Here is a 25,847-nt window from a genome sequence, read left to right on the forward strand (position 1 = left end):
GATAGGAGAGACGGTATCTACAACGATCGCCTACAACGACCGCCGGCACCGGCCCGGCGAAACGGGCCGACATGGATTTCCCGCCAAAGCGCGATGGACAAAAAAAGCCCCGGCCAAGGCCGGGGCTTTTTGTTACCACACCTTTTTAAACCACCAGCGTCAGGGCGCCAGGCCACCGAGCAGGCCGGTGAGCAGGTCAGGCAGGTTCTGCCCCGCTTCCAGCAGACATTCCAACGGCAGGGTCGGGCTCAGCCCACCGGCGCCCGCTTCCGGGCACAGCTCGGCGGTCACCGGCTCGGCGCCGCCTTCACCGCCACCGAGACCGCCGCCCAGGCCACCCAGCAGGTCCTGGAGCTGGCCGAAATTACCGCCCACCTCCATCAGACAGATGAGCGGCAGGGTCGGGCTCAAGCCCGCTTCCGCCGCGTTCGGGCAGATCTGCGCCAGGCCATCGCCGAGGCCGGGGATTTCCGGCACGCCGCCATCGCCACCCGGGGCGCCGGGCAGGTTACCCAGGGCTTCGGTGATGCAGGCCGCCGGGTCCAGGCTGCCGGTGCCGGAGGCCGCCGGGCAGAGCGCGTCGGTGAGCGGGTTGCTGCCGCCCAGGCCGCCGAGCAGATCGGTCAGGCCACCCAGGTTGCCGCCGGCCTCGGTGAGGCAGTCGATGGGCGTGGTCGGGCCGACTTCGCCCTCGGCGGTGGTCGGGCACAGCTGGCCGAGCAGCTGGTCGGCGCCGGGCAGGTCGCCGCCGCCACCGGAACCACCGGGCAGCGGCAGCGCGCCGGGCAGCCCTTGCAACGCTTCCATGAAACAGGCCGCCGGGTCGGCGTCGCCGCCCTCGGAGGCCACTGGGCACAGCTGGTCGAACAGCGGGTTGTCGCCGCCGACCACGCCGAGCAGGTCTTCCAGGCCGCCGAAGCCACTGCCCAGTTCGCTGAGGCAGGCGATGGGCGTGGTCGGGCCCAGCTCACCGGCAGCCGCGTCCGGACAGATCTGATCCAGCAGCACGCCGCTGCCAGGAATCTGCGGGGTACCGCCGCCACCGCCGGCGGGCAGTTTCGCCAGCGCTTCGGTGAGGCAGGCCGCCGGGTCCAGGCTGCCGGCGCCGGAGGCCGCCGGGCACAGGGCGTCGGTAAGCGGATTGCCGCCGCCCAGCTCGCCGAACAGATCGGTCAGGCCACCCAGGTTGCCACCGGCTTCGGTGAGACAGTCGATGGGCGTGGTCGGGCCGATTTCGCCGGCCAGCGCGTCCGGGCAGATCGCGCCCAGGGCATCGCCCAGTTCCGGCGGCACGCCCGGGCCTTCGCCACCACCGCCACCGGGCAGACCGGGCAGATCACCCAGCCCCGGCAGGGCCGGCAGGCCGGTGCCGGCCAGCCCTTCCTTGAGGCAGGCCACCGGGTCCACCAGACCACTGGCGTGTTCCAGCGGGCACACCGCCTCGCTGATCGGGTTGGGGGTGCGGATCTGGTCGACGATGGTCACGTACACCCGGGTGATCTCGTTGAGACAGTCGATCACCGTGGTGGGGCCGAACTCGCCGCCGGAGGTGGTCGGGCAGAAGCCGTCCGCGCCGGGAATGGAGGGCGCGCCGCCACCACCGGTGCCGGGAAATTGCGGCAGGCCGCCACCGGCGCCGCCGGCGATTTCCGACAGACAGGTGGCCGGGTCAAAGCTCCCCGCCGCCGCCGCTTGCGGACACAGCTGTTCGGTGATCGGGTTGCTGCCGCCGATCAGGTCCTGCAACTGGCCCAGATTGCCGGCGGATTCCTGCAGGCAGGCCAGCGGGAAGGTCAAGGGACCATCGGTGAGCAGCGCCTGCGGGTCCTGCAGGTTATCCAGGAAGGCGGTGGGATCGAACAGGCCAGCCAGGTCGAAGGACCCGGCGGCCACCGGGCAGAACTGCGCCACCACGCTGGTGGGGTCCGGCGCGCCGCTGTCCAGCGCCTGCGCTTCACCCACGCAGGCGGCCGGGTCGACGCTGGCGCCGGGGGCCTGGCCGCCGCTGGTCTCGGGGCAGAACTCATTGGTGAATTCGTTGCTTTGATCCACCACCGCCGCCATTTCCTGGGGCAGTTCACGGGTGGACGGTGTCGGTGTGCCGGCGCTGTCGCCACCACCGCCGCCGCCCCCGCCGCCACAGGCGGTAAGCAACAACGCCAGTACGCCGCCGCCGATCAATTTCTTGATGTCGGTATCCAAGGTTTACCCCTCCGTCATATTCTCGTCGTTATCGCCCCCCGATGAGGGATGCGTATTGAGCGACTATGTAAGGGCGGTGCAAAGGGCTGTAGAACAACGCGGTTGCGGCTGTGTAATGAAGCGTTGCCGGGGGTATCGAATGTTATCCGCGCCGGCCCGCCGGCAACCTTTGTTTACCGAGGGCGGCATTTTCCGCGCCGGCGCGGGCCAAGTGGCAACAGCGTCCCGAACAGGCCAGAATAGGCGCGCTCCGTTAGGCCCCATTCTCCAGCGCGACCTGGTAAGGACGGCTATGAACACTCGCTATGCCAGTCTCCGAGACCGCTGGCGCCACATTATTTTCGGCACCGACACCCGCGCCGGGCGCCGGTTCGACCAGCTGCTGATTCTCGCCATCATCGCCAGCGTGGTGGCGGTGACCCTGGATAGCGTGCAGTCCATTCACCAGCGCCACGGCACCCTGCTGTACGCGGCGGAATGGGCGTTCACCGTGCTGTTCACCCTGGAATACATGATTCGCCTGTGGGTCAGCGACCGGCCGCTGCGCTATGCCCGCAGCTTCTATGGGGTGGTGGATCTGGTGTCGGTGATTCCCACCTACCTGAGCCTGCTGCTGCCCGGCGCCAACTACCTGCTGACCATCCGCGCCCTGCGGGTGCTGCGCGTGTTCCGGGTGCTCAAGCTGGCCCAGCTGATGGACGAGGCCAACCAACTGGGCAGCACCCTGGTGCGCACCCGACGCAAGATCGGCGTGTTCATGTTCGCGGTGGTGGTGGTGATTATTATCTTCGGCAGCCTGATGTACGTGGTGGAGGGGCCGGCCAACGGTTTCACCAGCATTCCACGCAGCATCTATTGGGCCATCGTTACCATTACGACGGTGGGCTATGGCGATATTTCACCGCAAACCCCGTTCGGTCAGGCGGTGGCCTCCCTGGCGATGATCACCGGCTACGCCATCATCGCCGTGCCCACCGGCATCGTCTCCGCCGAGATGTCACGGGCGCACATGGTCAAACGCTATGAGCGGGAATGCCCGAACTGCCACCGCCACGACCACGATCCGGACGCCCGTTTCTGCAAGCAGTGCGGCACCGGCCTGCCCCGTCCGGAAGCGCCGCAGGGTTCCTAGCGGCGAAACCATCGCGGTCGTTCGGCCGCGCTCCCGCCTTGCTCAGAGGCGACCCAATTCGAAGGTCTCGCCGTCGGAATCCACCACCATGCGGGTGTGGCCGTCGGCTTCCTCCCGCCGCGCAAGATCCACCAGACGGTAGAACACGTTGCGGGCCACCAGGGCTTCCAGGTTGTCACGCACGTGCAGGTAGGGGCGCGGCTCGCCGCTGTCCGGGTCGGTTTCCACCCGCAGCGGGTGGCGGGGGCCGGCCACCACATGGGCGTCCACGTTGGTGGTGAACACCAGCTTATCGGCGCCGTCGCCGCTCACCGTTTCCACCTCGGTGGCCACGAACGGGGCGTCGTCCACCTGGATGCGCAGCTTTTCCACCGGCGTGACCAGAAAATAGTCGTCGCCCTCGCGCAACAGAATGGTGGAGAACAGCTTCACCATGCGGTGCCGTTCGATGGGCGAGTTCTGGTAATACCAGGTGCCATCGCTGGCGATGCGCATGTCGATGTCGTCGCGGCGCTCCGGGTTCCATTTGTGCACCGGCGGCAGACCCTGTTCGTCCTGTTCCGCCTTTTCCAGCAGCGCCAGCAGTTCCTCGGCTTTGCTCATGATGTCCCTATTTTCCGCGCTGACCCTTGTTGCCCATGCGGATGCCGATTTCCACCAGGAAGTCGAGGAAGTCGGGCTTGTCGTCGATCAGCCGCTGATAGAACGGCGACTGCATCAGCGCCACGGCGCCGTGGGCCAGGGCCCAGGCCGCGCAGATGTGATACATGGGCGGCACGTCCTCCAGGGAACCTTCCTGGATGCGCGCCTCGACAATGTGGGTCAGCTGATTGAAGTTGGCCTCACGGATGCGGTGCAGCTTGTCCACCAGGTCCGGTACCGCGTGGTCCTTGATCACCTTGTTTTCCAGGCGGTCGAACAGCTGGTAACGGGCCGGGTCGCCGATCCGGAAGCGGAAGTATTCCCGGGCCAGCGCTTCCTTGTCGTGGCTGCCGTGGATGCTGTTGAAGACCTCCGCCAGATCCTCCTCATAGCGGAGCATCAACAACAGGTAGATTTCGTTCTTGGTTTCGAAGTGCTTATAGATGGTGCCTTTGCCGATGCCCACCCGGTCGGCGATCATTTCCACCGTGACCCGGTCTTCCCCCTGCTCCAGAAACAACGCCAGAGCGGCGTCGAGAATTTCCTGCTCCCGCTGGCGGAATTCCCGAGCCTTGCGCGTCGCTTTTTCCAGATCTCCCATCGACCTCTCCTCATTCCCGCCCTCCGGGGGCGGTTATCGTTACCCTATCACAACCCAGGGTCCTGCACGCCCCCGCCACGGCCGTTACAATCGGACAGGGCCCCGCCCTTCGGCGGGCATCGCCGAGCTGGTCGGCGCCCGGCCGGATCATACTCAAGGAGCCTCTGATGGTCGATCTCAAAGCGGAATTCCCCCTCCAGGATGACGTGCTGTATCTGAACCACGCGGCGGTGGCCCCGTGGCCGCGCCGAACCCGCGACGCGGTGGTGGCGTTCGCCGACCAGAACATTCATCTGGGGGCCCGGGATTATCCGCGCTGGCTGGAAGTGGAAGCACGCCTGCGCCAGCGGCTGGCGCGGCTGATCAACGTGGAGCCCACCGAGGTGGCGCTGCTGAAGAACACCTCCGAGGGTCTGTCGGTGATCGCCCAGGGCCTGGACTGGCGGCCCGGCGACCGGGTGCTGATCAGCGACCAGGAATTTCCATCCAACCGCATTCCCTGGCAGGCCCTGGCCGACCGGGGCGTGGACGTAGTGGAAGTGGACGTCAGTGGCGAGGGCGCCGAACAGCGGGTCATCGACGCCATCGGCGAAGGCACCCGGCTGGTGTCCCTGTCGTCGGTGCAGTACGGCAGCGGCATCCGCCTGGATCTGGCGCCCATCGGCCGCGCCTGCCGCGAGCGAGGCGTGCTGTTCTGCGTGGACGCGATCCAGAGCCTGGGCGCGGTGGCGTTCGACGCCGGCGCCTGCTGCGCCGATTTCGTGGTCGCCGACGGCCACAAATGGATGCTCGGTCCGGAGGGGCTGGCCCTGTTCCATTGCCGCCCGGCGGTACGCGATCAACTGACCCTGCGGCAGTTCGGCTGGCACATGATCGCCGATGCCGGCGACTACACCCGCAAGGACTGGCAGGTGGCCGCCGACGCCACCCGCTTTGAGTGCGGCAGCCCCAATATGCTGGCCACCCATGCCCTGGACGCCTCGCTGTCTTTGTTCGATGAACTGGGCATGGACGAGGTGGAAGCGGCCCTGGCGGCCCGGGTGGACCATCTGTACCGGGGCCTGACGGCGCGTGGCGCGGAACTGCTGAGCCCGGCGGACCCGGCCCGGCGCGCCGGCATCGTCACCTTCCGAATGCCCGGCGAAGCGCCCACCGACACCCGGGCCCGGTTGCACGCCGGCGGCGTGGTGTGCGCCGAGCGCGGCGGCGGCGTGCGCCTGTCGCCCCACTTCTATACTGACTATTCGGTCATGGATCGCGCTCTGGCTCTGCTGTAGGATCGCCGCATGCGTTCACCACGATTCTACCAATGGCTCTGCGAGCGGTTGCAGCGTCAGCCCGAGCAGGGCGAATGGCCGCTGGGCGACCTGGAAAGCCAGCGCGCCCTGTTGCGCCCCTGTGACGTGCTGCTGATGGACGGCGAAAGCGCCCTGGACCACCGGCTCAAGGTGCTCACCGGCAGCCGCTTTTCCCGCGCCCTGCTGTATGTGGGCCGCCCCCATGAGGTGGCCGACCCGGCCCTGCGCGCGCTGCTGGCCGACTACCTGCCCTGCGGCCCGGACACCCAGCTGGTGCTCGACGCCAGCCTGGAACGGGGGCTGTGGGTGCGCGACCTGAGCAACCTGCACGGCGTGCATCTGCGCGTCTGCCGGGCCCAGAATCTGTCCGCCGAGGAGCGCCAGGACGCCCTGCGCTTCGCCATCAGCCGGCTCGGTACCGGCACCCAGCATGGCTGGAGCACCCTGCTGATGCTGTGGCTGATCCCCTGGCGTCTGCTGTCCACCCGCCGGCGCCGGCGGCTGCTGAACCGCTGGGCCAACGACCTGCTGCGCGCCATCACCGGCACCACCGCCGGCGAGGCGTTCGCCTTTATCCAGTTCCCGGTGCACCCCCTGGTGAAACAGCCGGAGAACAGCGACGGACCTGGCGACGGGCGCGACAAGGTGCAAAGCGGCGGGCGTCTGATGCGGCTGCAGCCACGGGTGTTCCACGCCGCCGACTTCGACCATTCCCCCTACTTCGACGTGATCAAGGCGCCCTACCTGCTGCAATCGGTGCCGGTGGGCTTTGGCGCGGTGCCCTGGAAAGGCAATGCCGGCGCGCTCACCCCTGAGCAGCGCCGGCAGCATTTGGTTGTGGTGGACTGAACTTCTGATCGCGGCTGAAGCCGCTCCTACAAAAGACGACTTCGTATTCTGCGCTTCTGGTCGCGGCTGAAGCCGCTCCTACACGAGACGACTTCGTAGACTGCGCTTCTGGTCGCGGCTGAAGCCGCTCCTACACGAGACGACTTCGTATTCTGCGCTTCTGATCGCGGCTGAAGCCGCTCCTACACGAGACGACTTCGTATTCTGAACTTCTATCGCGGCTGAAGCCGCTCCTACGGAGGTGTGGCTTGTAGGAGCGGCTTCAGCCGCGATCAACCCGATCACCGACGACGCAGCATCCCCAGCCCCGCCAGTACCAGCGCCAGCCAGAGACCCGCGGCACCGCCGCCACCACCGCCACCGCCGCCGGAGGACGCTTCGCTGCGGGCGCTTTCCGTGCCGGCCCGCGACGGCATCACGAACGCATTGGTGTCACCGGAGGGGAAGTCGCCGTCGGCGTTGCCGGCGTTCATGAACACCCGGCCATCACCGGAGCCGGTCAGCACCAGGGTACGGGCCGCCGAGCCGCCGCGCGGCAGATCGCCGAGCGCGCAGCGCACCGGCACGCTGGCCACGCAACCTTCCGGCAGCGTTTCCCAGTCCCAGCCGCCGGGCAGTTGGAACTCCACCCAGGCGTTACGGGCATCCCGGTGGTCGGCCAGATTGCGCACCGTGGCGGTAACCCGCACGGTACCGTTGGAACGCACCGCCGTGGCATCCAGGGTCAGGTTCGGCTGATCGGAGAACACCAGGCTGTAGCGCTCTTCATTGGCGGTGTAATAGTCGTGCTCGTCGCTGACCGGCACGATCCGCGCCAGGCCGGCCACGGTGCCGCCGCTGCGGCTGGACAGCCGCACCTGGTGCATATCGCCGGTGGCGCCGGTGCCCAGGGAGTTCCAGCCCTGACACAGGGTGTACTCGCCCTGGTCCTGGCACTGCAGGTCGTCGGCCCATACCGCCAGGTCGCCCTGGTGGTAGATGCGCAGGCCCACCGCCCGGGCTTCGTTGACCACGCTCTTATTGCTGATGCGGGTGCTCAGGGTCAGCGTCTGGCCGGGGCTGGCGTAGTGGGCCTCACCCTCGGTGGTACTTTCCAGGTCCACCATGGCGCCGGCGGAAGTGCGTTCGATCCAGTCCAGGTAGGCGCTGACGCGGGTGTATACCGCCGGCACCCCGGAGGCGCACTGACGGGCGCCATAACTGGTGATGCCGGCCAGCCACAGGCCATCGGCGGTGCGATAGATCAGCGGCCCGCCGCTGTCGCCCCGGCAGGTGTCCTGGTCCACGCCCGCCACCGGGTTCATCTCACCGGCGCACAGTTGGCCGCTGCCCAGGTTGTTCCAGTAGCCGCTACAGCTGGACAGCGGCACGTAATCCAGATCCACCTGCTGCAACAGGGTGGACATGGAACCGCTTTCGGTCTGCCCCCAGCCCAGGGCACGCAGGGCCTCGTCCGCATTGCCCCGGTGCAGTCGCTGCATCTCCGCTGACTTGGCCAGATCCACCGCCGCCTGGGCGGACGGAGACTCCAGCTCAAGCAGGGCCAGATCGTTGCGGTAAATGTCGGAGCGGTAGCCGTCGTGCACGTGCACGGCGCGCACCGCGATGGTCTCTTCCGGGGTGGCGAACCGGTTCACATGGCCGAGGGCCGCGAACAGGGTGCCCGGGTCGAAGGTGCCGTTGTCGTCGCGCACGCAATGGGCGGCGGTGAGCACCCAGCGCGGCGCCACCAGGGCGCCACCGCAGCGGGTGCCGGCGTAATTGGGGTTGCCGGACAGGCTGCGACGCACCTCCACCATCCAGGAAGGCGCGCTGGGCGCGTCCTCACCGCCAATGATGCGGGGTTTGGCGTCGGTCGCCAGCGCGGCACCCGCATAACAATTCAGCAGCAATACCAGTAATACAATTGAATGACGAAGCATGATCCCATCTACCCATATATTCGTAGTGGTGCGAATACTAGCGGTGGGTCGAAGGTGAAAGCCATACTCACGGCTTACATAACGTCATACTTTAATCGTATTTGTGATACATTTCCCGCCCGTTCCGTGTTTGGTTCACAGCAAAATTTGGCAAAATATGCAAATCGTCTTACTAAAAGACGATGTAAACGTGTTTTATAGGTAAATAGTACCAACGTCCGGATAAAGCCCTGCCAAAGCGGGTCAGGACCGCCCGGGTGGGATACTCGGCGAAAGGCAGGGGTAATGGGCGCGGAAGCGGCCGCGCCGGCAGGGCGCGACCGTGGTGCGGGGGGAGGAGTCGGGAGAAAGGCTTACTTGGGAACCACGCCGCAGGCCATGCGCGCGCCACCGCCGCCCAATGGCTTGGGCTGGTCGGAGTAGTTGTCACCGCCGGCGTGGATCATCACCGCGCGGCCTTCCAGATCATCCATCTCCAGGCGCGGCGCCAGCACCGGCAAGGTGGCCGTGCCGTCGGCGTCCACGTACAGCGCCGGCAGGTCACCCAGGTGGCCATCGCCCCAGGGGGTGCCGTGGTGGCCGCTGTTCTCCGGATCATAGTGCCCGCCGGCGGCGGCCGCGGCGGTCATCTTGCCGTCCTTCTCCGCCGGCTCGCAGGAAGCGTTCTGGTGTACGTGGAAACCGTGCACGCCCTGCTCCAGGCCTTTCAATTGCGGAGTGAACACCAGTCCATACTCACTTTCGGAAACCGTGACCTGGCCCATCGACTCGCCAACACCGTCCGCGCTGACGGCGTGCATGGGAATACTGATGTCCGCCTGGGTGGTGCCGGCCACGGCGGCCGCGATCAGACCCAGGGCAAAACGTTGGTGAATACGCATTTATGTCGCTCCTTGCTGAGAATAAGAATCGGCGCCTTTTCCCAAGGCTCCCCCCTTTGTAACGCGCCGCTCGCCGGTTACGCCAGTGCTAAACCGGCACGCCGGCATTTTTTGTAGTTCTTTACGTTCCGGCGCGGGTCCCGCCGGCCTTGGCGAAGGCGCCCTTTTTCCGCCCAAAGCGCCGTGGCGCGGGCTTGTGAGCGCCGCCGGCCAGGCCTAATCTCAAAACCAGGGACCGAAAGGACGAGGAACGACAGCACGGCGCCGACCCGCTCAGCGGGCCATGGCAGGCCGTGGCAGGAGGCACCATGGCCATCGCGGCCGCGACCATTCCCTTTTCGCCTTGGCGACCGGGGCCGGCATGACCGCCCGCCACCGGCATACCATGCTCGTTACCCACGATATGGGCGGGTTGCACCGGCTGTTCGATGCCGACCGGGTCCGCCTCGGCCTGTACCTGTTTTTCGGCACCCTGCTGTTCGCGTCCCTGCTGCTGGCCTTCGCCCTGCACTACCGCCAGACCCCGGCGGTGTTCGCCGCCGCCGCCGCTGAGCTGCACTGGCGGCCCGCGGTGCTGGGCGGTGCCCTGTTGATCAGCGCCGGTTGGACCCTGACCCGCGCCGCCGGGGCCGCCGAACGCGGCGCCTCCGCCACCGGCGGCATGTTACTGACATTGATGCTGGGCCTGGGGTTTCTGGCGGCACGGGGCTGGGAGGGTTATCTGGAATATCAGGGCGGCGTGCTGCCTCTTGGACAGCCGTTCGGCTACGACGGGCCGCACCCGCTGGAGGCGCTGCGCTTCTTCCATTTCCACCACCTGGTGGCGGTGCTGCACGGGGTATTCGTGTTGATCGCCCTGGCCACGATGCTGCCGGCCCTGACCGGCGGCGATGGCGAGCGGCGCCTCACCCGGCTGCGCCTGGCCGGCGGCTACTGGGCCCTGGTGGAAATCGTCTGGGTCGCCGACTTCACCGCCTTTTACCTGATCGGGGCCTGAGCCATGCAGCCACCGCAACGGCGGCCCGCGCCCCGCCGCCCTGCCCCCGGCCTCTATCCTCTGGTGATGATGCTGCTGGCGGCCAACCTGAGCCTGCGCTGGTTGCCGGCCTCGTCATTGCCGTGGCGGTGGCTGGTGCTGCTGCACGGCATCACCGCCGCTCTCACCATGCTGCTGATCGGCCTGTCGTTCGTGCGTTTGCCGCCGCGCCACGGGCCCCTGTGGCTGGTGGTGGCGGCCAGTCTGCTGTGGCTGGCGCTGCTGATCGCGCTGCACGGCCGGGCGCGGCTGGGGCTGGACTGGGGCGTCTGAGCGGCGCGCACGCTCACTCATCCCCCCATATCACCGGTATCACTTGTGGTGGACCGGCCCCACCGGCTGGCGCGGCCGGAAGCTGTCCGGGTCGGCGGCGTGCCACCATTCGCCGTAGACGGTGTCGTCCGGCGCCTCCAGCAGCACGTTCGGTTCCAGGAAATCGTACATCTTGTCCAGGGTCACCAGTTCAGTGGTACCGCGCCGGTGCATCAGGTGGCGGGGCAGCAACTCGCCGGGGTGGTCCAGCCCCGCCGCCGAGATGATGTCGGCCAGATGTTCCATGGTGTGGCGCTGGAAGTTGGCCACCCGGGGCGCCTTGTCGGCCACCACCAGGGCGCGCTGGCGGCTGGGGTTCTGGGTGGCCACGCCGGTGGGGCAACGGTCGTTATGGCAGCTTTTGGTCTGCACGCAGCCGAGGCTGAGCATGAAGGCCCGCGCCGCGTTGCACCAGTCCGCGCCCAGCGCCATATTGGCGGCCAGCGTATAGGCGCTGTACACCTTGCCGCTGGCGGCCAGCCGTACCCGCGAACGCAGGCCGGTGCCGACCAGCGCATTGCGCACCATCAGCAGCCCCTCGCGCAGCGGCAGCCCGAGATGGTCGGAGAACTCCTCCGGCGCCGCGCCGGTGCCGCCCTCGGTGCCGTCCACCACGATGTAGTCCAGCTCGATGCCGGAATCCAGCATCGCCTTGCACAGCGCCAGCACCTCCCAGGGGTGGCCCACGCACAGTTTCACGCCCACCGGTTTGCCGCCGGAATCCTCTCGCAGGGAGGCGGCGAACTGGAGCAGTTCCCGGGGCGTGGAAAAAGCTCTGTGCCAGGCCGGGGAGCGGCAGTCCTGGTTCAGGGGAATCTTGCGGGTATCGGCGATCTCCCGGGTGATCTTGGCCGCCGGCAGCACACCGCCGTGGCCGGGCTTGGCGCCCTGGCTGAGCTTGATCTCGATCATCTTCACCTGGTCCAGGGTGGCCTGCTCGCGGAACAGCCCCCGGTCGAAGCGGCCGTCCTGGTCCCGGCAACCGAAGTAGCCGCTGCCGATCTCCCACACCAGGTCGCCGCCGTGGCGGCGGTGGTAGGGGCTGATGCCACCCTCGCCGGTGTCGTGATAGAAACCGCCCTGGCGGGCGCCCAGGTTGAGTGCCTCGATGGCCGGCGCGCTCAACGAACCGAAGCTCATCGCCGACACGTTCAGCAGCGCCGCCCGGTAGGGTTTCTTGCAGGCGGCGCCGCCCACTTCCACGCGGAAGTCCCCGTCCGCTTTCGGGCGCGGCGCCATGGAATGGGCCAGCACCTGGAACTCCGCGTCGTAGGCGTCCAGGTCGGTGCCGAACGGCTTCACGTCCACCTGGTCCTTGGCCCGTTGGTAGATCAGCGAGCGCATGTCCCGGTTATAGGGGCGGCCCTCCCGGTCGTTCTCGACGATGTACTGGCGCAGGAACGGGCGCAGGAATTCAAAGAACCAGCGAAAGTGGGCCAGCAAGGGGTAATTGCGCAGCAGGCTGTGACGGCGCTGGATCAGGTCCCAGAGGCCGCGCAGGCCCAACACGCCGAACACCGCCAGGGCCGCCCAGGCCCAAGGGGATGCCGACCATCGCCACACCGCCGCCACGGCCACCGCCGTGCACAGCCAAACCAGAACCAAAGCCCCGAAACGCACCGGTGCGGTAGTACTCATGAGCGCCTTGCTCCCCTTTCTGTTTCTTAAAAACTCCGTGTTTCCGAAACACCCATCAAGTTTGTTGACGGGTCCGCCCGAGCCTAGCGCAAAAGCGGCCCACCCGCCGCGCCCAAAAAGTAAAGGCTGGTAAACGCCGCGCCGCCGTGTCAGCGGCCCCTCGGTGCACTACACTCGGGCTTTACCGAGGCGGACCCCAACGTTCATGGCCAACTATATTAAACTGCGCGCCCGTCTGATGCGCGACGACGATATCGCCTTCGGCCCCGGCAAGGCGCAACTGCTGGACGCCATTGAAAGCACCGGTTCGATCTCCGCGGCGGCCCGCGAACTGGGCATGAGCTACCGGCGTGCCTGGCTGCTGGTGGACACCATGAACCGCTGCTTCCGGGAGCCGCTGGTGCATTCCGCGCCCGGCGGCAAGCACGGCGGCGGCGCCGAGGTCACCGAGGCCGGCCGGCGCATCCGCCAGCGTTACCGGGAAATGGAACAGGCCCTGCGCGATCTGGCCGACGACTTCGAAAAAAGTCTGGAGAACGAACTGAACTGAGCGCTCGGCGAAACCCGCCGGTCACGCCCACTGGCTTTTCTTCGACCACCGCTATATCCTGCCGTGCATAACGAAATTTAACAGTCGGGCCATTCGTTCGTCAGCCAGAGAGTTTTTTCCATGAAAGCGCTTCTTTTTCCGGCGACCCTTTGTCTGCCGGTGGTTTCACTTTGTCTGCCAGCCCATGCCGAGCCCGACTCCGACATCGGTGACCGCTTCGAACTGGGCGTTCTGGAACCGGTGGTGGTGCAAGGGGACGCCATCGACATCAACCAGACCAGTACCCAATCCACGGTCACCGATGAAGATATGCGCCGCTTCAACCGCACCGATGTCTCCCAGGCGCTGGAGCTGCTGCCCGGCGTCAATACCGTGATGATGGGCGGTCGCGGTGAGCGTCTGATCAATGTGCGCGGCTTCGATTCCCGCCAGGTGCCGCTGTTCATCGACGGGATTCCGGTGTACGTGCCCTATGACGGCAACATCGATCTGTCTCGTCTGACCACCTACGACGTGGCGGAAATCTCGGTGAGCAAGGGCTACACCTCGCTGCTGGCCGGCCCCAACACCCTGGGCGGCGCCATTAACGTGGTCGGCCGCCGGCCACGCCGGGGCACCGAGGCGGAAGCCGGCTACGGCATGAGCTTCGACGATCGCTTCTCTCGCAGTGCCTGGGACAGCTACGCCAATGTGGGCACCAATCAGGGCCGCTGGTACGCCCAGGTGGGCGGCTCGATCCGCGATCAGGATTATTTCCCGCTGGCCGGTGACTTCGCGCCCACCGCCAACGAGGACGGCGGCCGCCGCGAGAATTCGCAATACACCGACCGCAAACTGTCATTGCGCCTGGGCTTTACCCCCAACGCCGCCGACGAATACGTGTTCAGCTACTACAAACAGGACGGCGAAAAGCAGACCCCGCCCTACGCCGGTGACGATGCCAACACCCGGGTGCGTTTCTGGCAGTGGCCCCGCTACGACAAGGAAAGCTTCTACTTCAATGCCAACACCCGGCTGCATGAACATCTGCGGGCCAGGCTGCGGCTCTACCACGACAGCTTCGAGAATTCGCTGCGCTCCTACGACGACGCCACCTACGGCACCATGAACCGGCCCTACGCTTTCCACAGCACCTACGACGACTACTCCTGGGGCGGCAGCGTGGAACTGGGCACCGACCTGTTCGAGCGCCACGATCCGCGCCTGGCGGTGCACTACAAAACCGACGTTCACCGCGAAGTGGGCGACCTGGGCGAGCCGGAGCAGCGCTTTGAGGACCGCACCGTGTCAGTGGGCGTGGAGGACCGCTTTGCCGCCACCGACCGGCTGACGCTGCTGGCCGGCATCAGCTATGACCTGCTGCGCGGCGAGCAGGCCGACAATCTGGTCAACGGCACCATCGAGCCGTTCGAGCTGGCGTCCACTTCGGCGGTCAACCTGCAGGCCGGTGCGCTGTTTGCCTTCAACGACCACCTGAAAGGCCGCCTGATCGCCTCCAAACGCAGCCGTTACCCGACCATCAAGGACCGCTACTCATTCCGCATGGGCTCGGCGCTGCCGAACCCGGATCTGGACGCGGAAACCAGCACCGGCGTGGAAGCCGGCCTGGCCGGGGACCTGCTGGTGGGTACCGGGACGCCGCTGCATTGGGGCGCCGCGGTGTTCCGCAACGAGATCGACGACAGCATCCAAAGCATCGCCATCGACAACGGCCTGTGCACCTCGCCGCCCTGCTCGCAATTGCGGAACGTGGCGGAGTCGGTGCTGCGGGGCGCCGAGGCGGAGCTGACCGTGAACCTGGGCCACGCCTGGCAATACCACCTCAACTACACCTACCTGCACCGGGACAACCGGTCCGACCCGGACCTGCGTGCTCTGGATACCCCGCGCCACAGCGGCTTCACCTACCTGAGCTGGTTCCTGGGCGACACCTGGACGTTCACCGGCAGCGCCCGCGCCGACAGCGGCCGCTACAACGACAGCGACGGCACGCGGCAAACCGCCGGTTTCGTCACCACCGGCCTCAAGGCCGCCTGGCGGCCGCTGCCGCAATGGCAGCTGGAAGCGGGCGTGGACAACCTGGGCGACAAGCTCTACGCCTACGACGAGGGCTACTACGAACCGGGCCGCACTTATTTCACCAAGGTGCGCTGGCGCTACTGAGCAGCGTGCTCCAAACGGTCATTCAGGAGATCACCATGACGTTCTTTCCCCGTTACGCCGCCGCCCTGACGCTGCTGGCCCTGCCGCTGGCCGCACCGGCCATGGAGGCCCGGGAAGGCAGCGGCTGCGCCACCTACGCGGCCCCGGAACAGGCCGCTATCAAACGGCTCACCGCGTCCTCCCTGCCCGAGCCCGGCGGCGCGGAGGGCGCGGGCCCGGCGCGCATCGACACCGGCATCGCTTACCGCGCCGCCCTGTCGCCGCAGGAAGGCTTTGCCTTCACCGCCGAACCCGGGCGCCATACCCCGGCGGACGGCGCCTACGCCGGCGCCTTTGTGTTCCACACCGACCAGGCCGGCCCCTATCGCGCCTATATCGACGACGCCAGCTGGGTGGATCTGGTGGACCAGGACGGCGCCCTGGTGCCCTCCAAGGATTTCGGCGGCCGCCATCAATGCGATGCGCTGCGCAAGTTCGTGGCCTATTCCTTGGACGCGGATCGGGACTATGTGCTGCAACTGAGCGGCGGCACCCGCCAGCGGGTGCGGGTGCTGGTGCAACCGGAGCCGCGCTGATGGGTCAGCTACGTAGGAGCGACTGGGCGGCATTCCGCTTCAGTCGCGATCATGGCCGTGCCATCGGCATCGCGACTGAAGTCGCTCCTACAACCCCACACCCCCCACCCTCGGGGCGGCCTAATCGTCGTCGGATTCGGGGAAGTCTTCGGCGCGCTCCTCGCCGTCTTCGTCGTCCACTTTGGGCGGCAGCGCCCGGCGGGCCTTGGCGCCCAGTTCGTGGAGCTTGTGGGCCTGGCCGAGCAGGTTGCCGCGCCCTTCGGTGAGGCGCTTGTAGGCGGTTTCCCAGGAGTCATGGGCGCGGTCGATCTTGTCGCCCACGTCCGCCAGGGACTCGCTGAGGCGGGTGATCTGGTCGCAGATCAGCCCCGCCCGGTTGGCGATGTCCAGGGCATTGCGGTTCTGGTATTCGTAGCGCCAGATGTTCTGGATGGTGCGCAGGGTCACCAGCAGCGTGGTCGGGCTGACCAGCACGATATTGCGCTCATAGGCTTCGGTATAAAGCCCCGGGTCCGCTTCCATGGCGGTCATGAAGGCGCCTTCCACGGGGATGAACAGCAGCACGAAGTCCAGGCTGCGCACCCCTTCCAGGTTGCCGTAGTCCTTGATGTTGAGACCCTTGATATGGGCGCGCAGGGATTGCAGATGCTGCTCGCGGGCTTCCCGGCGAACGTCCTCGTCCTCGGCGCTGACCAGGCGCTCGTAGGCCACCAGCGACACCTTGGCGTCGATCACCACGTCCTTGTCCTCGGGCAGATGGACGATGGCGTCCGGCAACCGGCGGCCGCCGTCCTCGCTTTTCAGCGCCACCTGGGTGTCGTATTCCCGGCCCTTGGTGAGCCCGGAGCTCTCCAGCACCCGTTCCAGGATCATCTCGCCCCAGTTGCCCTGGGTTTTCACCTGGCCCTTGAGCGCCTGGGTCAGGTTGCGGGCGTCCACATGCATCTGCTGGTTGAGACTCTTGAGATGCTGCAGCTGTTCGGTCATGGCCGCCTGGGCGCGGGTGTCGTCGCTGTGAATCTGGTCCACCCGGCGGCGGAATTCGGCCAGCTGCTCGCGGAAAGGGTTAAGCAGCGTGTCCAGCCCCTGCCGGTTCTTCTCCTCGAACTGCTTGCTGCGGTGTTCGAAAATCTTCGCCGACAGGTTCTCGAATTCCTGCTTGAGCTGTTCCCGGCTTTGCTCCAGAAACGCCAGCTTGTCCTGCTGGCCGGCCAGCCGCTCCTCCAGACGGGCCTTGTCGGCGCGGGCCTGGGCGTACTGGCTCTGGGCCTCGTGCAGCTGCCCCTCCAGGGCGGCGGCGCGTTCCTGTTCCCGGGCCAGCTCCCGGCCGCGGGCCTCGCCGTCGTGGCGCGCCTGGTCCCGCTCCCGGCTCAGCCGATTGAGCGGCGCCCGGGTGATCAGCAGCGCCACCAGGGCGGTGATCACCACCGCCAGGGTCACCGCCAACGCCAATTGCATCGGATCGCCGAGACCGTTCATGCCACCGCCTTATTGAACAACGCAAAGAAATTATCGCGGGTCACCCGCGCCACCTCCGCCACCGGCAGCCCCTTCAGTTCCGCCACGCACTCCGCCACCCGGGCCACGTGGCGTGGCTCGTTGGGCTTGCCACGGAACGGCACCGGCGCCAGCCAGGGCGAATCGGTTTCGATCAGCAGACGCTCCAGGGGCAGCGCGCGCACGGTGTCGCGCAGGGCCTCCGCGTTGCGGAAGGTGACGATACCGGAGATCGAAATATAGAAGCCCATGGCGATGGCCTGCTCGGCCATGTCGGTGTCCTCGGTAAAGCAGTGCAGCACACCGCGCACCTGGCCGTCGCCATGTTCACGGACCAGCGCCAGGGTGTCCTCCTTGGCGCCCCGGGTATGGATCACCAGCGGCAGGCCGGTGCGGCGGGCCGCCTGGATATGGGCCACGAAGCGCCGTTGCTGCCATTCACGCTGTTCCTTGGCGTAGAAATAATCCAGCCCGGTTTCGCCGATGGCCACCACCCGGGGATGGTCCGCCAGCCGCACCAGTTCGTCGGCGTCCGGCTCCCGGGAATCCTTGTACAGGGGGTGGACGCCCACGGTGGCGTGCACGTCGTCATGGGCTTCCGCCAGGGCGCGCACGCGTGGAAAGGTTTCCAGGTCCACGCCGATGCACAGCATGTGACCGATGCCGTCGGCGCGGGTGGCCGCCATCATCGCCTGGAAGTCGCCGTCGTAGGCGTCCAGGTTGAGCCGGTCCAGATGACAGTGGGAATCCACCAGATGGAGGGGGGTGTCGGACATGGGGTTGCGTCTCTCCGCTGCGGACTTCGAGAAACGCCCTATTCTACACGCTCTGGCCTTACATGGAGTGGGTCGGCCGGTCGGACTGCAGCGCCCCGGCCAGGTGGTTCTCGATGGTGCGGCGGGCGGTGTCGTCCTGGTCGGAGAATTGCACGCCGATGCCGGCGGTGCGGTTGCCCTGGGCGCCCTGGGGAGTGATCCAGACCACCTTGCCGGCCACCGGGATCTTGTCCGGTTCGTCCATCACGTTGAGCAGCAGAAAGATCTCCTCGCCCAGCTGATAGTCCTTGTCGGTGGGTATGAACAGGCCGCCGTTGGTAATAAACGGCATATAGGCGGAATACAGCGCGGCCTTGTCCTTGATGCTCAGCGACAGGATGCCGCTGCGGCCCCCGGGCATTTTCATGAGTGTCTCCCCCGTACGGGCGCCATTATTGGCTATTTATCGTATCGTCGCCTTGGCGCCAATTTTTATCGCGGCTGAAGCCGCTCCTACAAAAACACGCTTTCCCATGGGAGCGACTTGAGCAGATTAGAAGCCGCTGGCGGAGGCGTCAACGCCCACCAGAATCAGCAGCCACTGCTCCATCAGCAATTCCTTGTTGGGGTTGGCGCCGGCCAGCAACTGGCGGCGCCCCTCCATCACCCGGCGGGCGGCGGCCAGCAGCCGGATCGGCGGTACCTGGCCGGCCAGTTCCCGCAACAGCGGTTCCACCTTGGGGTCGGTAACGGTGGCCGGATCGGCCTCGCCACCCTCTTCACCGCCCTCCTCTGAAAGCGCCGCCAATACCGCCGCCCGGGCCAGCCAGCCGTACAGCACACCGGCCATCACCCGCGGGTCCTGGCGGGCCAGCACCTGCCCGGCCTGGGCCGGCGAGGCGCGGCCCCGGGCCACCGCCACCAGTTGCCCGGCCAGTTGCTCACGGGCCGCGAACCAGTCCGCGTCCTGCAGCCCCAGGGCCCGCAGCGGCGCCCCCTGGGCGGCGGCCAGCAACGCCGCCGCCTCGCGCTCGCCGGTTTGCGGTGTCAGCCAGGCCAGGGCCTGGTCCCCCGGCGGCAGCGGCAAATGCCGCTGCTGGCAGCGGCTGCGGATGGTGGGCAGCAACAGGCTCGGCTGGTCGCTGACCAGAAGCAGCACCAGCCCTTCGCCGGGCTCCTCCAGGGTCTTCAGCAGGGCGTTCTGGGCGCTGCGGTTGAGCCCCTCCGCCGGCGCGATCAGCGCCACCCGGGCGCCGCCGTACTGGGCGGTGCGGCCAGCGAATTCCAGCAGCCGCCGCACCTGGTCGATCTTGATGGTGTTGGACCCGGGCTCCGGCGCCAGGGTCTGGAAATCCGGGTGGGTGCCGGCCACGCTCAGGTGGCAGCCGTCGCACTCGCCGCAGGCCAGGCCGGCGGCGGGCCGTTCGCACAGCAGCGCCTGGGCCAGGGCCTGGGCGAGCCGGAATTTGCCGATGCCGGCGGCGCCGGCGAACAGCAGCGCATGGGGCAGGCGCCCCTGGGCGTGCTGATCCAGCAGCCGCTGCATGGGCTCCCGGTGCCAGGGACAGGGCACCTGGATCGGCGCCCGCTTCGCGGATGAACCTACCGCCACCGCAGCATCTCCTGAAGGTGAGTGTCCAGTTCGGCGCGCACCGCTTCCAGTCCGGCGCCGGCGTCGATCACACGGAACCGCTCCGGTTCCGCCGCCGCCCGTTCAAGGTAGCATTGCCGCACCCGTTCAAAGAAGGCGTGCGCCTCCCGCTCGATGCGGTCCGGCCGTGAGCGCTTGCCGGCCCGGGCCATGCCCTGGGCCACCGGCACATCGAACAACAGGGTGCGATCCGGGCTCAGGCCACGCAGCACCATGGACTCCAGTGCCGCGATGGCGGACGGGTCGAAGCCGCGCCCGGCGCCCTGGTAGGCCCAGGTGGCGTCCATGAACCGGTCGCACAGTACCCAGTCGCCCCGCTCCAGGGCCGGCCGGATCAGCGCTTCCAGATGCTGGGCCCGGGCGGCGAACACCAGCAGCAGCTCGGTGCCGTCGGCCATGGTCTCGGCGCCGGGATCGAGCAGCACCGCGCGGATCCGTTCCGCCAGCTCGGTGCCGCCGGGTTCCCGGGTCACGGTGACCGGCACGCCGGCCTCGCGCAGGCGCTCCGCCAGCCAGGTCAGGTTGGAGCTCTTGCCGGCGCCCTCGCCCCCTTCCAGGGTGATAAAGCGGCCGCTCACGGCGACGGCTCCGGCCGCGAGCGGTAGTCGGAACGGCGTTGCAGCTGATACTCCCGCACCGCCTTTTGGTGCTCGGCCAGGGTCCGGGAAAACTTGTGGCTGCCATCGCCCCGGGCCACGAAGAACAGGTCCTCGGTGGGCGCCGGGCGCACCGCCGCCAGAATCGAGTCGCGCCCGGGCATGGCGATGGGCGTGGGCGGCAGGCCGCTGATCACATAGGTGTTGTAGGGGGTGGCCCGGCGCAGGTCGGAACGGCGGATATTGCCCTGGTAGGCCTCGCCCATGCCATAAATCACGGTGGGATCGGTTTGCAGGCGCATGCCCCGCCGCAGGCGGTTGACGAACACCCCGGCGATGCGGCCCCGTTCCTCGGGCACGGCGGTTTCCTTCTCGACGATGGAAGCCATGATCAGCGCCTGGTAGGGGTCGTCGTAGGGCAGATCGTCGTCCCGGGCCAGCCAGGCATCGTCGAGCAGACGGCGCTGGCGTTCCAGAGCCCGGCGCAGCAGGTCCAGGTCGGTGGTGCCCCGGGTATAGAAATAGGTTTCCGGCGCGAACCAGCCCTCCGGGTGGGTATCCGGCAGGCCCAGACGGGCCATGATCTGCTCACCGCTCAAATCGTTCAGGGTGTGCTCGATGCCGTCCTTGCTGGCCAGCAACGCCCGCCATTCGCGGAAGTTCCAGCCCTCCACCAGGGTGACGCTGCGCTGCAGCACCTCGCCCCGGTCGATCTTTTCCAGCAGCGTCAGCAGCGAGTCGCCGGGGGCCAGCTGGTACTCGCCCACGTGCAGGCGACCGTCCAGGTCGGTGAAGGCGCCGTACAGGCGCGCGCCCCAGCGGCGCAGGCGGGCCTCGCCGGGGTCGCCCAGCAGGCCACGGCCACGCAGGTCGGCCAGCATGCCGCTGAAGGATGCCCCCCGCTCCACGCTCACCACCACCGGTTCATTCATCGGCAGCGGGCGATGCAGCCAGCTGCTTACCCAGAAACCGGCCAGTGGCACGCCGATAAGAACCAGCAGTACCAGCAGGCCGAAGATACGAATTTTTCGGCGCATTATTGAAAGAGGAGATCCAGATCCCGTTGAAATCGTCGTACCGGCTCGGGCACCGGCCAGACCCATTGCGCCAGTTTACGCACCGGCAGCACACCCACAACAGCGTTGCTGAGAAAAACCCCGTCGGCGGCGCGCAGATGTGACAGCGGCCTCATACGCACATCAATGCACCAGCCCGCCGCCGCCGCCTGCTCCAGCAGCCAGCCCCGGGCCACCCCGGCCACACCGGCCCGTTCCAGGGACGGCGTCCACAGGGTGTTCCCGAACAGGGCGAACAGGTTCATGGCGGTGGCCTCCACCGGCCGCCGCCACTCGTCCAGCATCAGGCCCTCGTCCCAGCCTTGCGCCGCCACCTCCCGGCGCCCCAGCACCTGGGGCAGCCGGTTGAGATGCTTGCAGCCGGCCAGCGGGTCCAGGCCCAGGGGCGTATCGCAAACCCCCAGGACCACGCCCCGGGAACGCTGCTCATCGCTCCACGGCGGCAGGCCGCCGAGGCGGGCGAACAAAGTGGGCGTGGGAGATTCGGGAGGCAGATAACCCCGGCCACCGGGGCCCCGGGTCAGGGTGAGCTTGAGCACGCCGGCGCCGCTGGCGTCGGCCAGGGCACCCTCCAGACACCGTTCCAGTGCCGGCGGGTCCACCGGAATGCCGAGCCGCCCGGCGCCGTCCAGCAGCCGCGCCCGGTGGCGCGGCCACAGCGGCGTGGTGCCGGCGGCGGAGACCCGCAGGGTCTCGAACAGGCCATCGCCGTAGGCGAGGCCCCGGTCGTCGCTGGCGACCCGCCCGTTCACACCTTGCGGAACAGCAGGGACCCGTTGGTGCCGCCGAACCCGAAGGAGTTGGACAGCGCCATGTCGATGGGCCGGGACTGGGCCTGGTTGGGCACCAGATCCAGGTCGCAACCGTCATCCGGGTTATCCAGGTTGATGGTGGGCGGCGCCACCGAATCACGCATGGCCAGCAGGGTGAAGATCGCTTCCACCGCGCCGGCGGCGCCGAGCAGGTGGCCGACCATGGACTTGGTGGAGCTCATCGCCAGTTTCGTGGCGTGGTCGCCGAACACCTTCTTGACCGCGTGGATCTCGATCAGGTCGCCCACCTTGGTGGAGGTGGCGTGGGCGTTCACATAACCCACCAGCGACGGGTCCACCCCGGCGTCGCGGAACGCATTGCCCATGGACAGGGCGGCGCCGGCACCGTCCTCGGAAGGGGCGGTCATGTGGTAGGCGTCGTCGCTCATGCCAAAGCCGATCAGTTCGCCATAGATATTGGCGCCCCGGGCCTTGGCCCGCTCGTACTCTTCCAGCACCAGGGCACCGGCGCCGTCGGACAGTACGAAGCCGTCCCGGTCCCGGTCCCAGGGGCGGCTGGCGCCCTGCGGGTCGTCGTTGCGGGTGGACAGCGCCCGGGCGGCGGCGAAGCCGCCCATGCCCAGCGGCGTGGAGCCCTTCTCGGCGCCACCGGCGACCATCACGTCGGCGGTGCCGAGCTGGATCTGCTGGGCGGCGAAGCCGATGTTATGGGTGCCGGTGGTGCAGGCGGTGACGGTGGCGAAGTTGGGGCCCTTGAGGCCGAACATGATGGCCAGGTTGCCGGCGATCATGTTGATGATGGTGCTGGGCACGAAGAACGGCGACAGCTTGCGCGGGCCGGACTCCATCAGTTTCTGGTGGTTTTCCTCGATATTGGTGAGGCCACCGATGCCCGAACCGATGGCGGCGCCGATGCGCTCGCCGTTTTCCTTGTCCATGTCCAGCCCGGCATCACGGATCGCCTGAATGGCGGCGACCATGCCGTACTGCACGAACAGATCCATCTTGCGCGCTTCCTTGGTGGACAGGTAGTCCTCCAACGGAAACTCCGGCACCAGGCCGGCGAATTTGGTGGCGAAGGCCTCGGTGTCAAAATGCTCGATCGCGCGGATGCCGCTACGACCGGCCAGAATGCCTTCCCAGGTACTGGCCACATCGCCGCCCAATGGCGTCAACATGCCCATACCGGTGATTACTACTCGACGTCGTGTCACCTGATTTCCTCCCGACTCGAACGCGCGCCACGCGGCGGCGCGATTCCCACTGTAACCGCGTCACCGCGCCGGTGGCACGGTGCAACGCTAACCGAAAAAAAACCGCAAGCCCGATGAGCCTGCGGTTTTCTGGCTGTCTGTTCGTCGGCCGCGATCGGTATCAGCTATGCGCCTTGATGTAATCCACGGCAGCTTGAACGGTGCTGATTTTTTCAGCTTCTTCGTCGGGAATTTCGGTCTCGAACTCTTCTTCGAGGGCCATTACCAGCTCAACAGTGTCCAGTGAATCGGCACCCAGGTCTTCGACGAAGGAGGCTTCGGATTTCACGTCTTCCGGCTTAACGCCGAGTTGCTCGACGATGATTTTCTGGACCCGTTCTTCGATGCTGCTCATGATGTTATAACTCTCCTGTTGATGGTGTGCGAGCACCTATGAGCGGCTATTCTAGGTGAACGCCAAACGCGCTTGCAAGCCGCTCTCGATACCCGCCTTCACGGATAGGTTTCCAAATGTTAGGGCCTCTGAATAACGCGCCCCCGGGCCCGCGCCCCGTGGGGCTTCGAACCGGGTGCGTAAGGAGTTATTCAGAGGCCCCCTAGCCCGGATAGGGGCACGATAGCGTTTTTTGGCCGCCGTGTCCCGCCGATCACCGGTTTTTACTCAGCCGGTGAACATACCACCGTTCACATGCACCGTGGTGCCGGTAACATAACCGCCACCATCGCTGGCCAGCCAGGCCACCGCGCTGGCCACTTCCGCCGGCGCGCCCAGGCGCCCCAGGGGGATGCCGGCGAGCAGCGTTTCACGCTGGGCCTCCGGCAGGCCATCGGTCATATCGGTCTGGATAAAGCCCGGCGCCACCGCGTTAACGGTGATATTGCGCGAGCCCAGCTCCCGGGCCAGGGCCCGGGTAAAGCCTTCCACCCCACCCTTGGCGGCGGCGTAGTTGGCCTGGCCGGCGTTGCCCATGGTGCCGACCACCGAACTGATGTTGATCACCCTGCCCCAGCGCGCCTTGGTCATGCCCTTGAGGCACGCCTTGGACACCCGGTACAGGGAGTTCAGGTTGGTGTTGATCACGTCGCTCCACTCGTCCGCCTTCATGCGCAGCATGATATTGTCGCGGGTGATGCCGGCGTTGTTGACCAGCACCAGCGGCGCGCCGTGGGCTTCGTTGATGTGCTTGACGGTATCGGCCACGGAGCCGTCGTCGGCCACGTCCATGACCACGCCGGTGCCACGCTCGCCCAGATATTCGGCGATGGTGGTGGCGCCCTTCTCGCTGGTGGCGGTACCCACCACGAACAGGCCGGCGTCGGCCAGTTGTTCGGCGATGGCGCGGCCGATGCCACGGGTGGCCCCGGTGACCAGGGCGACCTTGCGTTCTTCACTCATAGCGGTGTCCTTGTCTTCAATCAGACCTGATCGCCGCCCAGCGCGGCCTGGAAGGCGGCGTCGGTTTCCAGCGGTTTGGCGGTCAGGGAGCGGTCGATGCGCTTGGCCAGGCCACTGAGCACCTTGCCCGGGCCACATTCATACAGGGTGGTCACGCCGTCGGCGGCCAGCGCCTGCACGGTCTCCACCCAGCGCACCGGCGAATACAGCTGGCGGATCAGCGCTTCGCGGATGCGCGCCGGGTCGGTTTCCCGGGCCACGTCCACATTGTTGATCACCGGCAGTTCCGGGGCGTGGAAATTGGTGTTGGCCAGATAATCGGCGAGCTGCTCCGCCGCCGGCTTCATCAGCGCGCAATGGGACGGCACGCTCACCGGCAACGGCAGGGCACGCTTGGCGCCGGCGTCCTTGCAGGCGGCCACCGCCCGCTCCACGGCGGATGCCTGGCCGGCGATCACCACCTGGCCCGGGGCGTTGAAGTTCACCGCCTCCACCACTTCATCGTCGGCGGCATCGGCACAGGCCTGGCGCACCTGGTCGTCGTCCAGGCCCAGGATCGCCGCCATGCTGCCGGTGCCGTCCGGCACCGCCCGCTGCATCAACTGGCCCCGGGTGCGCACCAGACGCACCGCGTCGCCCAGGCTGAGCACGCCGGCGCAGGTCAGCGCGGTGTACTCGCCCAGGCTGTGGCCGGCCAGCAGCGCCGGGCGCGGGCCGCCTTCCTGCTCCCACAGCTTCCACAGGGCAACGCCGGCGGTGAGCAGCAGGGGCTGGGTGTTTTCGGTGCGGTTAAGGGCTTCCTCGGGACCGTTCTGGGCCAGTTCCCAGAGATCCAGTTCCAGCGCCCCGGACGCTTCCTGAAAAGCCTGACGCACCGGGGTGCGGTCGGCGAAGTCGGCCAGCATGGCGAGGCTCTGGGAGCCCTGGCCGGGAAAGACAAATGCGGTTTTCGACATGGGGATCCTCTATCGGTGTTCGCCCGTTCGTTCGTGGCCGGCAGTATGCCCGTCCGCGCCGGGCTTGTCCGGTACCGGCCTGCAACAAAGTATTAATCGGCGCGCCCGGCACGCCCCACCCCGCTCCGCTCC

At 67.3% G+C, this 25,847-nt stretch carries 25 protein-coding genes; 8 read left to right on the forward strand and 17 right to left on the reverse strand.

The annotated features are described in order from the left end of the window. Positions 1 to 159: 159 nt before the first annotated feature. Positions 160 to 2,202 (reverse strand): hypothetical protein, encoded by a 2,043-nt coding sequence (locus FGS76_RS07695; protein ID WP_138772045.1) that lies wholly within the window; start codon positions 2,200 to 2,202, stop codon positions 160 to 162. A 292-nt stretch (positions 2,203 to 2,494) separates the two neighbouring features. Here FGS76_RS07695 and FGS76_RS07700 point away from each other — a divergent pair, with 292 nt between their 5' ends. After that, on the forward strand, positions 2,495 to 3,334 hold the full coding sequence (locus FGS76_RS07700; RefSeq protein ID WP_138772046.1) for an ion transporter: 840 nt from the start codon (positions 2,495 to 2,497) through the stop codon (positions 3,332 to 3,334). Positions 3,335 to 3,376: 42 nt separating this feature from the next. Here FGS76_RS07700 and FGS76_RS07705 read toward each other — a convergent pair whose 3' ends face one another. Then, entirely contained in the window at positions 3,377 to 3,937 is a 561-nt protein-coding gene (locus FGS76_RS07705; protein ID WP_138772047.1) for a DUF1285 domain-containing protein, read from the reverse strand. A gap of 7 nt (positions 3,938 to 3,944) precedes the next feature. After that, complete coding sequence (locus FGS76_RS07710; protein ID WP_138772048.1) at positions 3,945 to 4,577, reverse strand: TetR/AcrR family transcriptional regulator; 633 nt, start codon at positions 4,575 to 4,577, stop codon at positions 3,945 to 3,947. Positions 4,578 to 4,744: 167 nt separating this feature from the next. On the opposite strand from FGS76_RS07710, the gene FGS76_RS07715 reads away from it, so the two are divergent. Next, positions 4,745 to 5,854, forward strand: coding sequence for an aminotransferase class V-fold PLP-dependent enzyme (locus tag FGS76_RS07715; protein ID WP_138772049.1), 1,110 nt, complete (start codon positions 4,745 to 4,747; stop codon positions 5,852 to 5,854). A 9-nt stretch (positions 5,855 to 5,863) separates the two neighbouring features. Beyond that, a complete protein-coding gene (locus FGS76_RS07720) occupies positions 5,864 to 6,724 on the forward strand; it encodes a hypothetical protein (RefSeq protein WP_138772050.1) in 861 nt (286 codons plus the stop codon). Positions 6,725 to 7,005: 281 nt separating this feature from the next. Here the strand turns inward: FGS76_RS07720 and FGS76_RS07725 are convergent, their stop codons facing one another. Beyond that, a complete protein-coding gene (locus tag FGS76_RS07725; RefSeq protein WP_138772051.1) occupies positions 7,006 to 8,646 on the reverse strand; it encodes a S1 family peptidase in 1,641 nt (546 codons plus the stop codon). Positions 8,647 to 8,999: 353 nt separating this feature from the next. Then, positions 9,000 to 9,527 carry a superoxide dismutase family protein gene (gene sodC / locus FGS76_RS07730; RefSeq protein WP_138772052.1) on the reverse strand — a complete coding sequence of 176 codons (528 nt, stop codon included), beginning with the start codon at positions 9,525 to 9,527 and terminating at the stop codon, positions 9,000 to 9,002. Positions 9,528 to 9,888: 361 nt separating this feature from the next. On the opposite strand from sodC, the gene FGS76_RS07735 reads away from it, so the two are divergent. Together FGS76_RS07735 and FGS76_RS07740 are read left to right on the forward strand one after the other, a co-directional pair. Next, positions 9,889 to 10,524, forward strand: a complete 636-nt coding sequence (locus tag FGS76_RS07735; RefSeq protein WP_138772053.1) for a hypothetical protein — start codon at positions 9,889 to 9,891, stop codon at positions 10,522 to 10,524. Between the two features lie 3 nt (positions 10,525 to 10,527). Next, complete coding sequence (locus FGS76_RS07740) at positions 10,528 to 10,836, forward strand: hypothetical protein (RefSeq protein WP_138772054.1); 309 nt, start codon at positions 10,528 to 10,530, stop codon at positions 10,834 to 10,836. A gap of 39 nt (positions 10,837 to 10,875) precedes the next feature. Here FGS76_RS07740 and FGS76_RS07745 read toward each other — a convergent pair whose 3' ends face one another. Then, complete coding sequence (locus FGS76_RS07745; RefSeq protein ID WP_138772055.1) at positions 10,876 to 12,513, reverse strand: FMN-binding glutamate synthase family protein; 1,638 nt, start codon at positions 12,511 to 12,513, stop codon at positions 10,876 to 10,878. A 205-nt stretch (positions 12,514 to 12,718) separates the two neighbouring features. Between FGS76_RS07745 and FGS76_RS07750 the strand changes: the two genes are divergently transcribed. From FGS76_RS07750 to FGS76_RS07760, 3 genes are all read left to right on the forward strand, one after another. Further along, positions 12,719 to 13,063: a winged helix-turn-helix domain-containing protein gene (locus FGS76_RS07750; RefSeq protein WP_138772056.1), complete on the forward strand. Its 345-nt coding sequence runs from the start codon at positions 12,719 to 12,721 to the stop codon at positions 13,061 to 13,063. 120 nt (positions 13,064 to 13,183) lie between these two features. Continuing rightward, a complete protein-coding gene (locus FGS76_RS07755; RefSeq protein ID WP_138772057.1) occupies positions 13,184 to 15,226 on the forward strand; it encodes a TonB-dependent receptor plug domain-containing protein in 2,043 nt (680 codons plus the stop codon). Between the two features lie 35 nt (positions 15,227 to 15,261). After that, positions 15,262 to 15,801 (forward strand): hypothetical protein, encoded by a 540-nt coding sequence (locus tag FGS76_RS07760; RefSeq protein WP_138772058.1) that lies wholly within the window; start codon positions 15,262 to 15,264, stop codon positions 15,799 to 15,801. A gap of 120 nt (positions 15,802 to 15,921) precedes the next feature. Here FGS76_RS07760 and FGS76_RS07765 read toward each other — a convergent pair whose 3' ends face one another. From FGS76_RS07765 to fabD, 11 genes are all read right to left on the reverse strand, one after another. After that, complete coding sequence (locus FGS76_RS07765) at positions 15,922 to 17,280, reverse strand: DNA recombination protein RmuC (RefSeq protein WP_240692464.1); 1,359 nt, start codon at positions 17,278 to 17,280, stop codon at positions 15,922 to 15,924. Beyond that, positions 17,277 to 18,074 (reverse strand): TatD family hydrolase, encoded by a 798-nt coding sequence (locus tag FGS76_RS07770; RefSeq protein WP_138772059.1) that lies wholly within the window; start codon positions 18,072 to 18,074, stop codon positions 17,277 to 17,279. The genes FGS76_RS07765 and FGS76_RS07770 overlap by 4 nt, the downstream gene beginning before the upstream one ends. Before the next feature lie 58 nt (positions 18,075 to 18,132). After that, complete coding sequence (locus tag FGS76_RS07775; protein ID WP_138772060.1) at positions 18,133 to 18,480, reverse strand: PilZ domain-containing protein; 348 nt, start codon at positions 18,478 to 18,480, stop codon at positions 18,133 to 18,135. 126 nt (positions 18,481 to 18,606) lie between these two features. Further along, positions 18,607 to 19,665 carry a DNA polymerase III subunit delta' gene (locus FGS76_RS07780; protein WP_240692465.1) on the reverse strand — a complete coding sequence of 353 codons (1,059 nt, stop codon included), beginning with the start codon at positions 19,663 to 19,665 and terminating at the stop codon, positions 18,607 to 18,609. After that, positions 19,656 to 20,282 (reverse strand): dTMP kinase, encoded by a 627-nt coding sequence (gene tmk, locus FGS76_RS07785; RefSeq protein ID WP_138772061.1) that lies wholly within the window; start codon positions 20,280 to 20,282, stop codon positions 19,656 to 19,658. The genes FGS76_RS07780 and tmk overlap by 10 nt, the downstream gene beginning before the upstream one ends. Continuing rightward, positions 20,279 to 21,337, reverse strand: a complete 1,059-nt coding sequence (mltG, locus tag FGS76_RS07790) for an endolytic transglycosylase MltG (protein ID WP_138772062.1) — start codon at positions 21,335 to 21,337, stop codon at positions 20,279 to 20,281. Before mltG ends, tmk begins: the two co-directional genes overlap by 4 nt. Next, entirely contained in the window at positions 21,337 to 22,128 is a 792-nt protein-coding gene (pabC, locus tag FGS76_RS07795; RefSeq protein ID WP_138772063.1) for an aminodeoxychorismate lyase, read from the reverse strand. The genes mltG and pabC overlap by 1 nt, the downstream gene beginning before the upstream one ends. Beyond that, the gene (fabF, locus tag FGS76_RS07800) at positions 22,125 to 23,363 is read right to left on the reverse strand and encodes a beta-ketoacyl-ACP synthase II (protein WP_138772064.1); all 1,239 of its coding nucleotides are present in this window, start codon (positions 23,361 to 23,363) and stop codon (positions 22,125 to 22,127) included. The genes pabC and fabF overlap by 4 nt, the downstream gene beginning before the upstream one ends. Before the next feature lie 160 nt (positions 23,364 to 23,523). Further along, entirely contained in the window at positions 23,524 to 23,757 is a 234-nt protein-coding gene (gene acpP / locus FGS76_RS07805) for an acyl carrier protein (protein WP_008928079.1), read from the reverse strand. A gap of 267 nt (positions 23,758 to 24,024) precedes the next feature. Further along, positions 24,025 to 24,759 (reverse strand): 3-oxoacyl-ACP reductase FabG, encoded by a 735-nt coding sequence (gene fabG / locus FGS76_RS07810; protein ID WP_138772065.1) that lies wholly within the window; start codon positions 24,757 to 24,759, stop codon positions 24,025 to 24,027. A 20-nt stretch (positions 24,760 to 24,779) separates the two neighbouring features. Continuing rightward, complete coding sequence (gene fabD / locus FGS76_RS07815; protein ID WP_138772066.1) at positions 24,780 to 25,715, reverse strand: ACP S-malonyltransferase; 936 nt, start codon at positions 25,713 to 25,715, stop codon at positions 24,780 to 24,782. Positions 25,716 to 25,847 lie beyond the last annotated feature (132 nt).

Origin of the sequence: Alloalcanivorax gelatiniphagus (genome assembly GCF_005938655.1) — a bacterium.
Lineage (GTDB): Bacteria > Pseudomonadota > Gammaproteobacteria > Pseudomonadales > Alcanivoracaceae > Alloalcanivorax > Alloalcanivorax gelatiniphagus.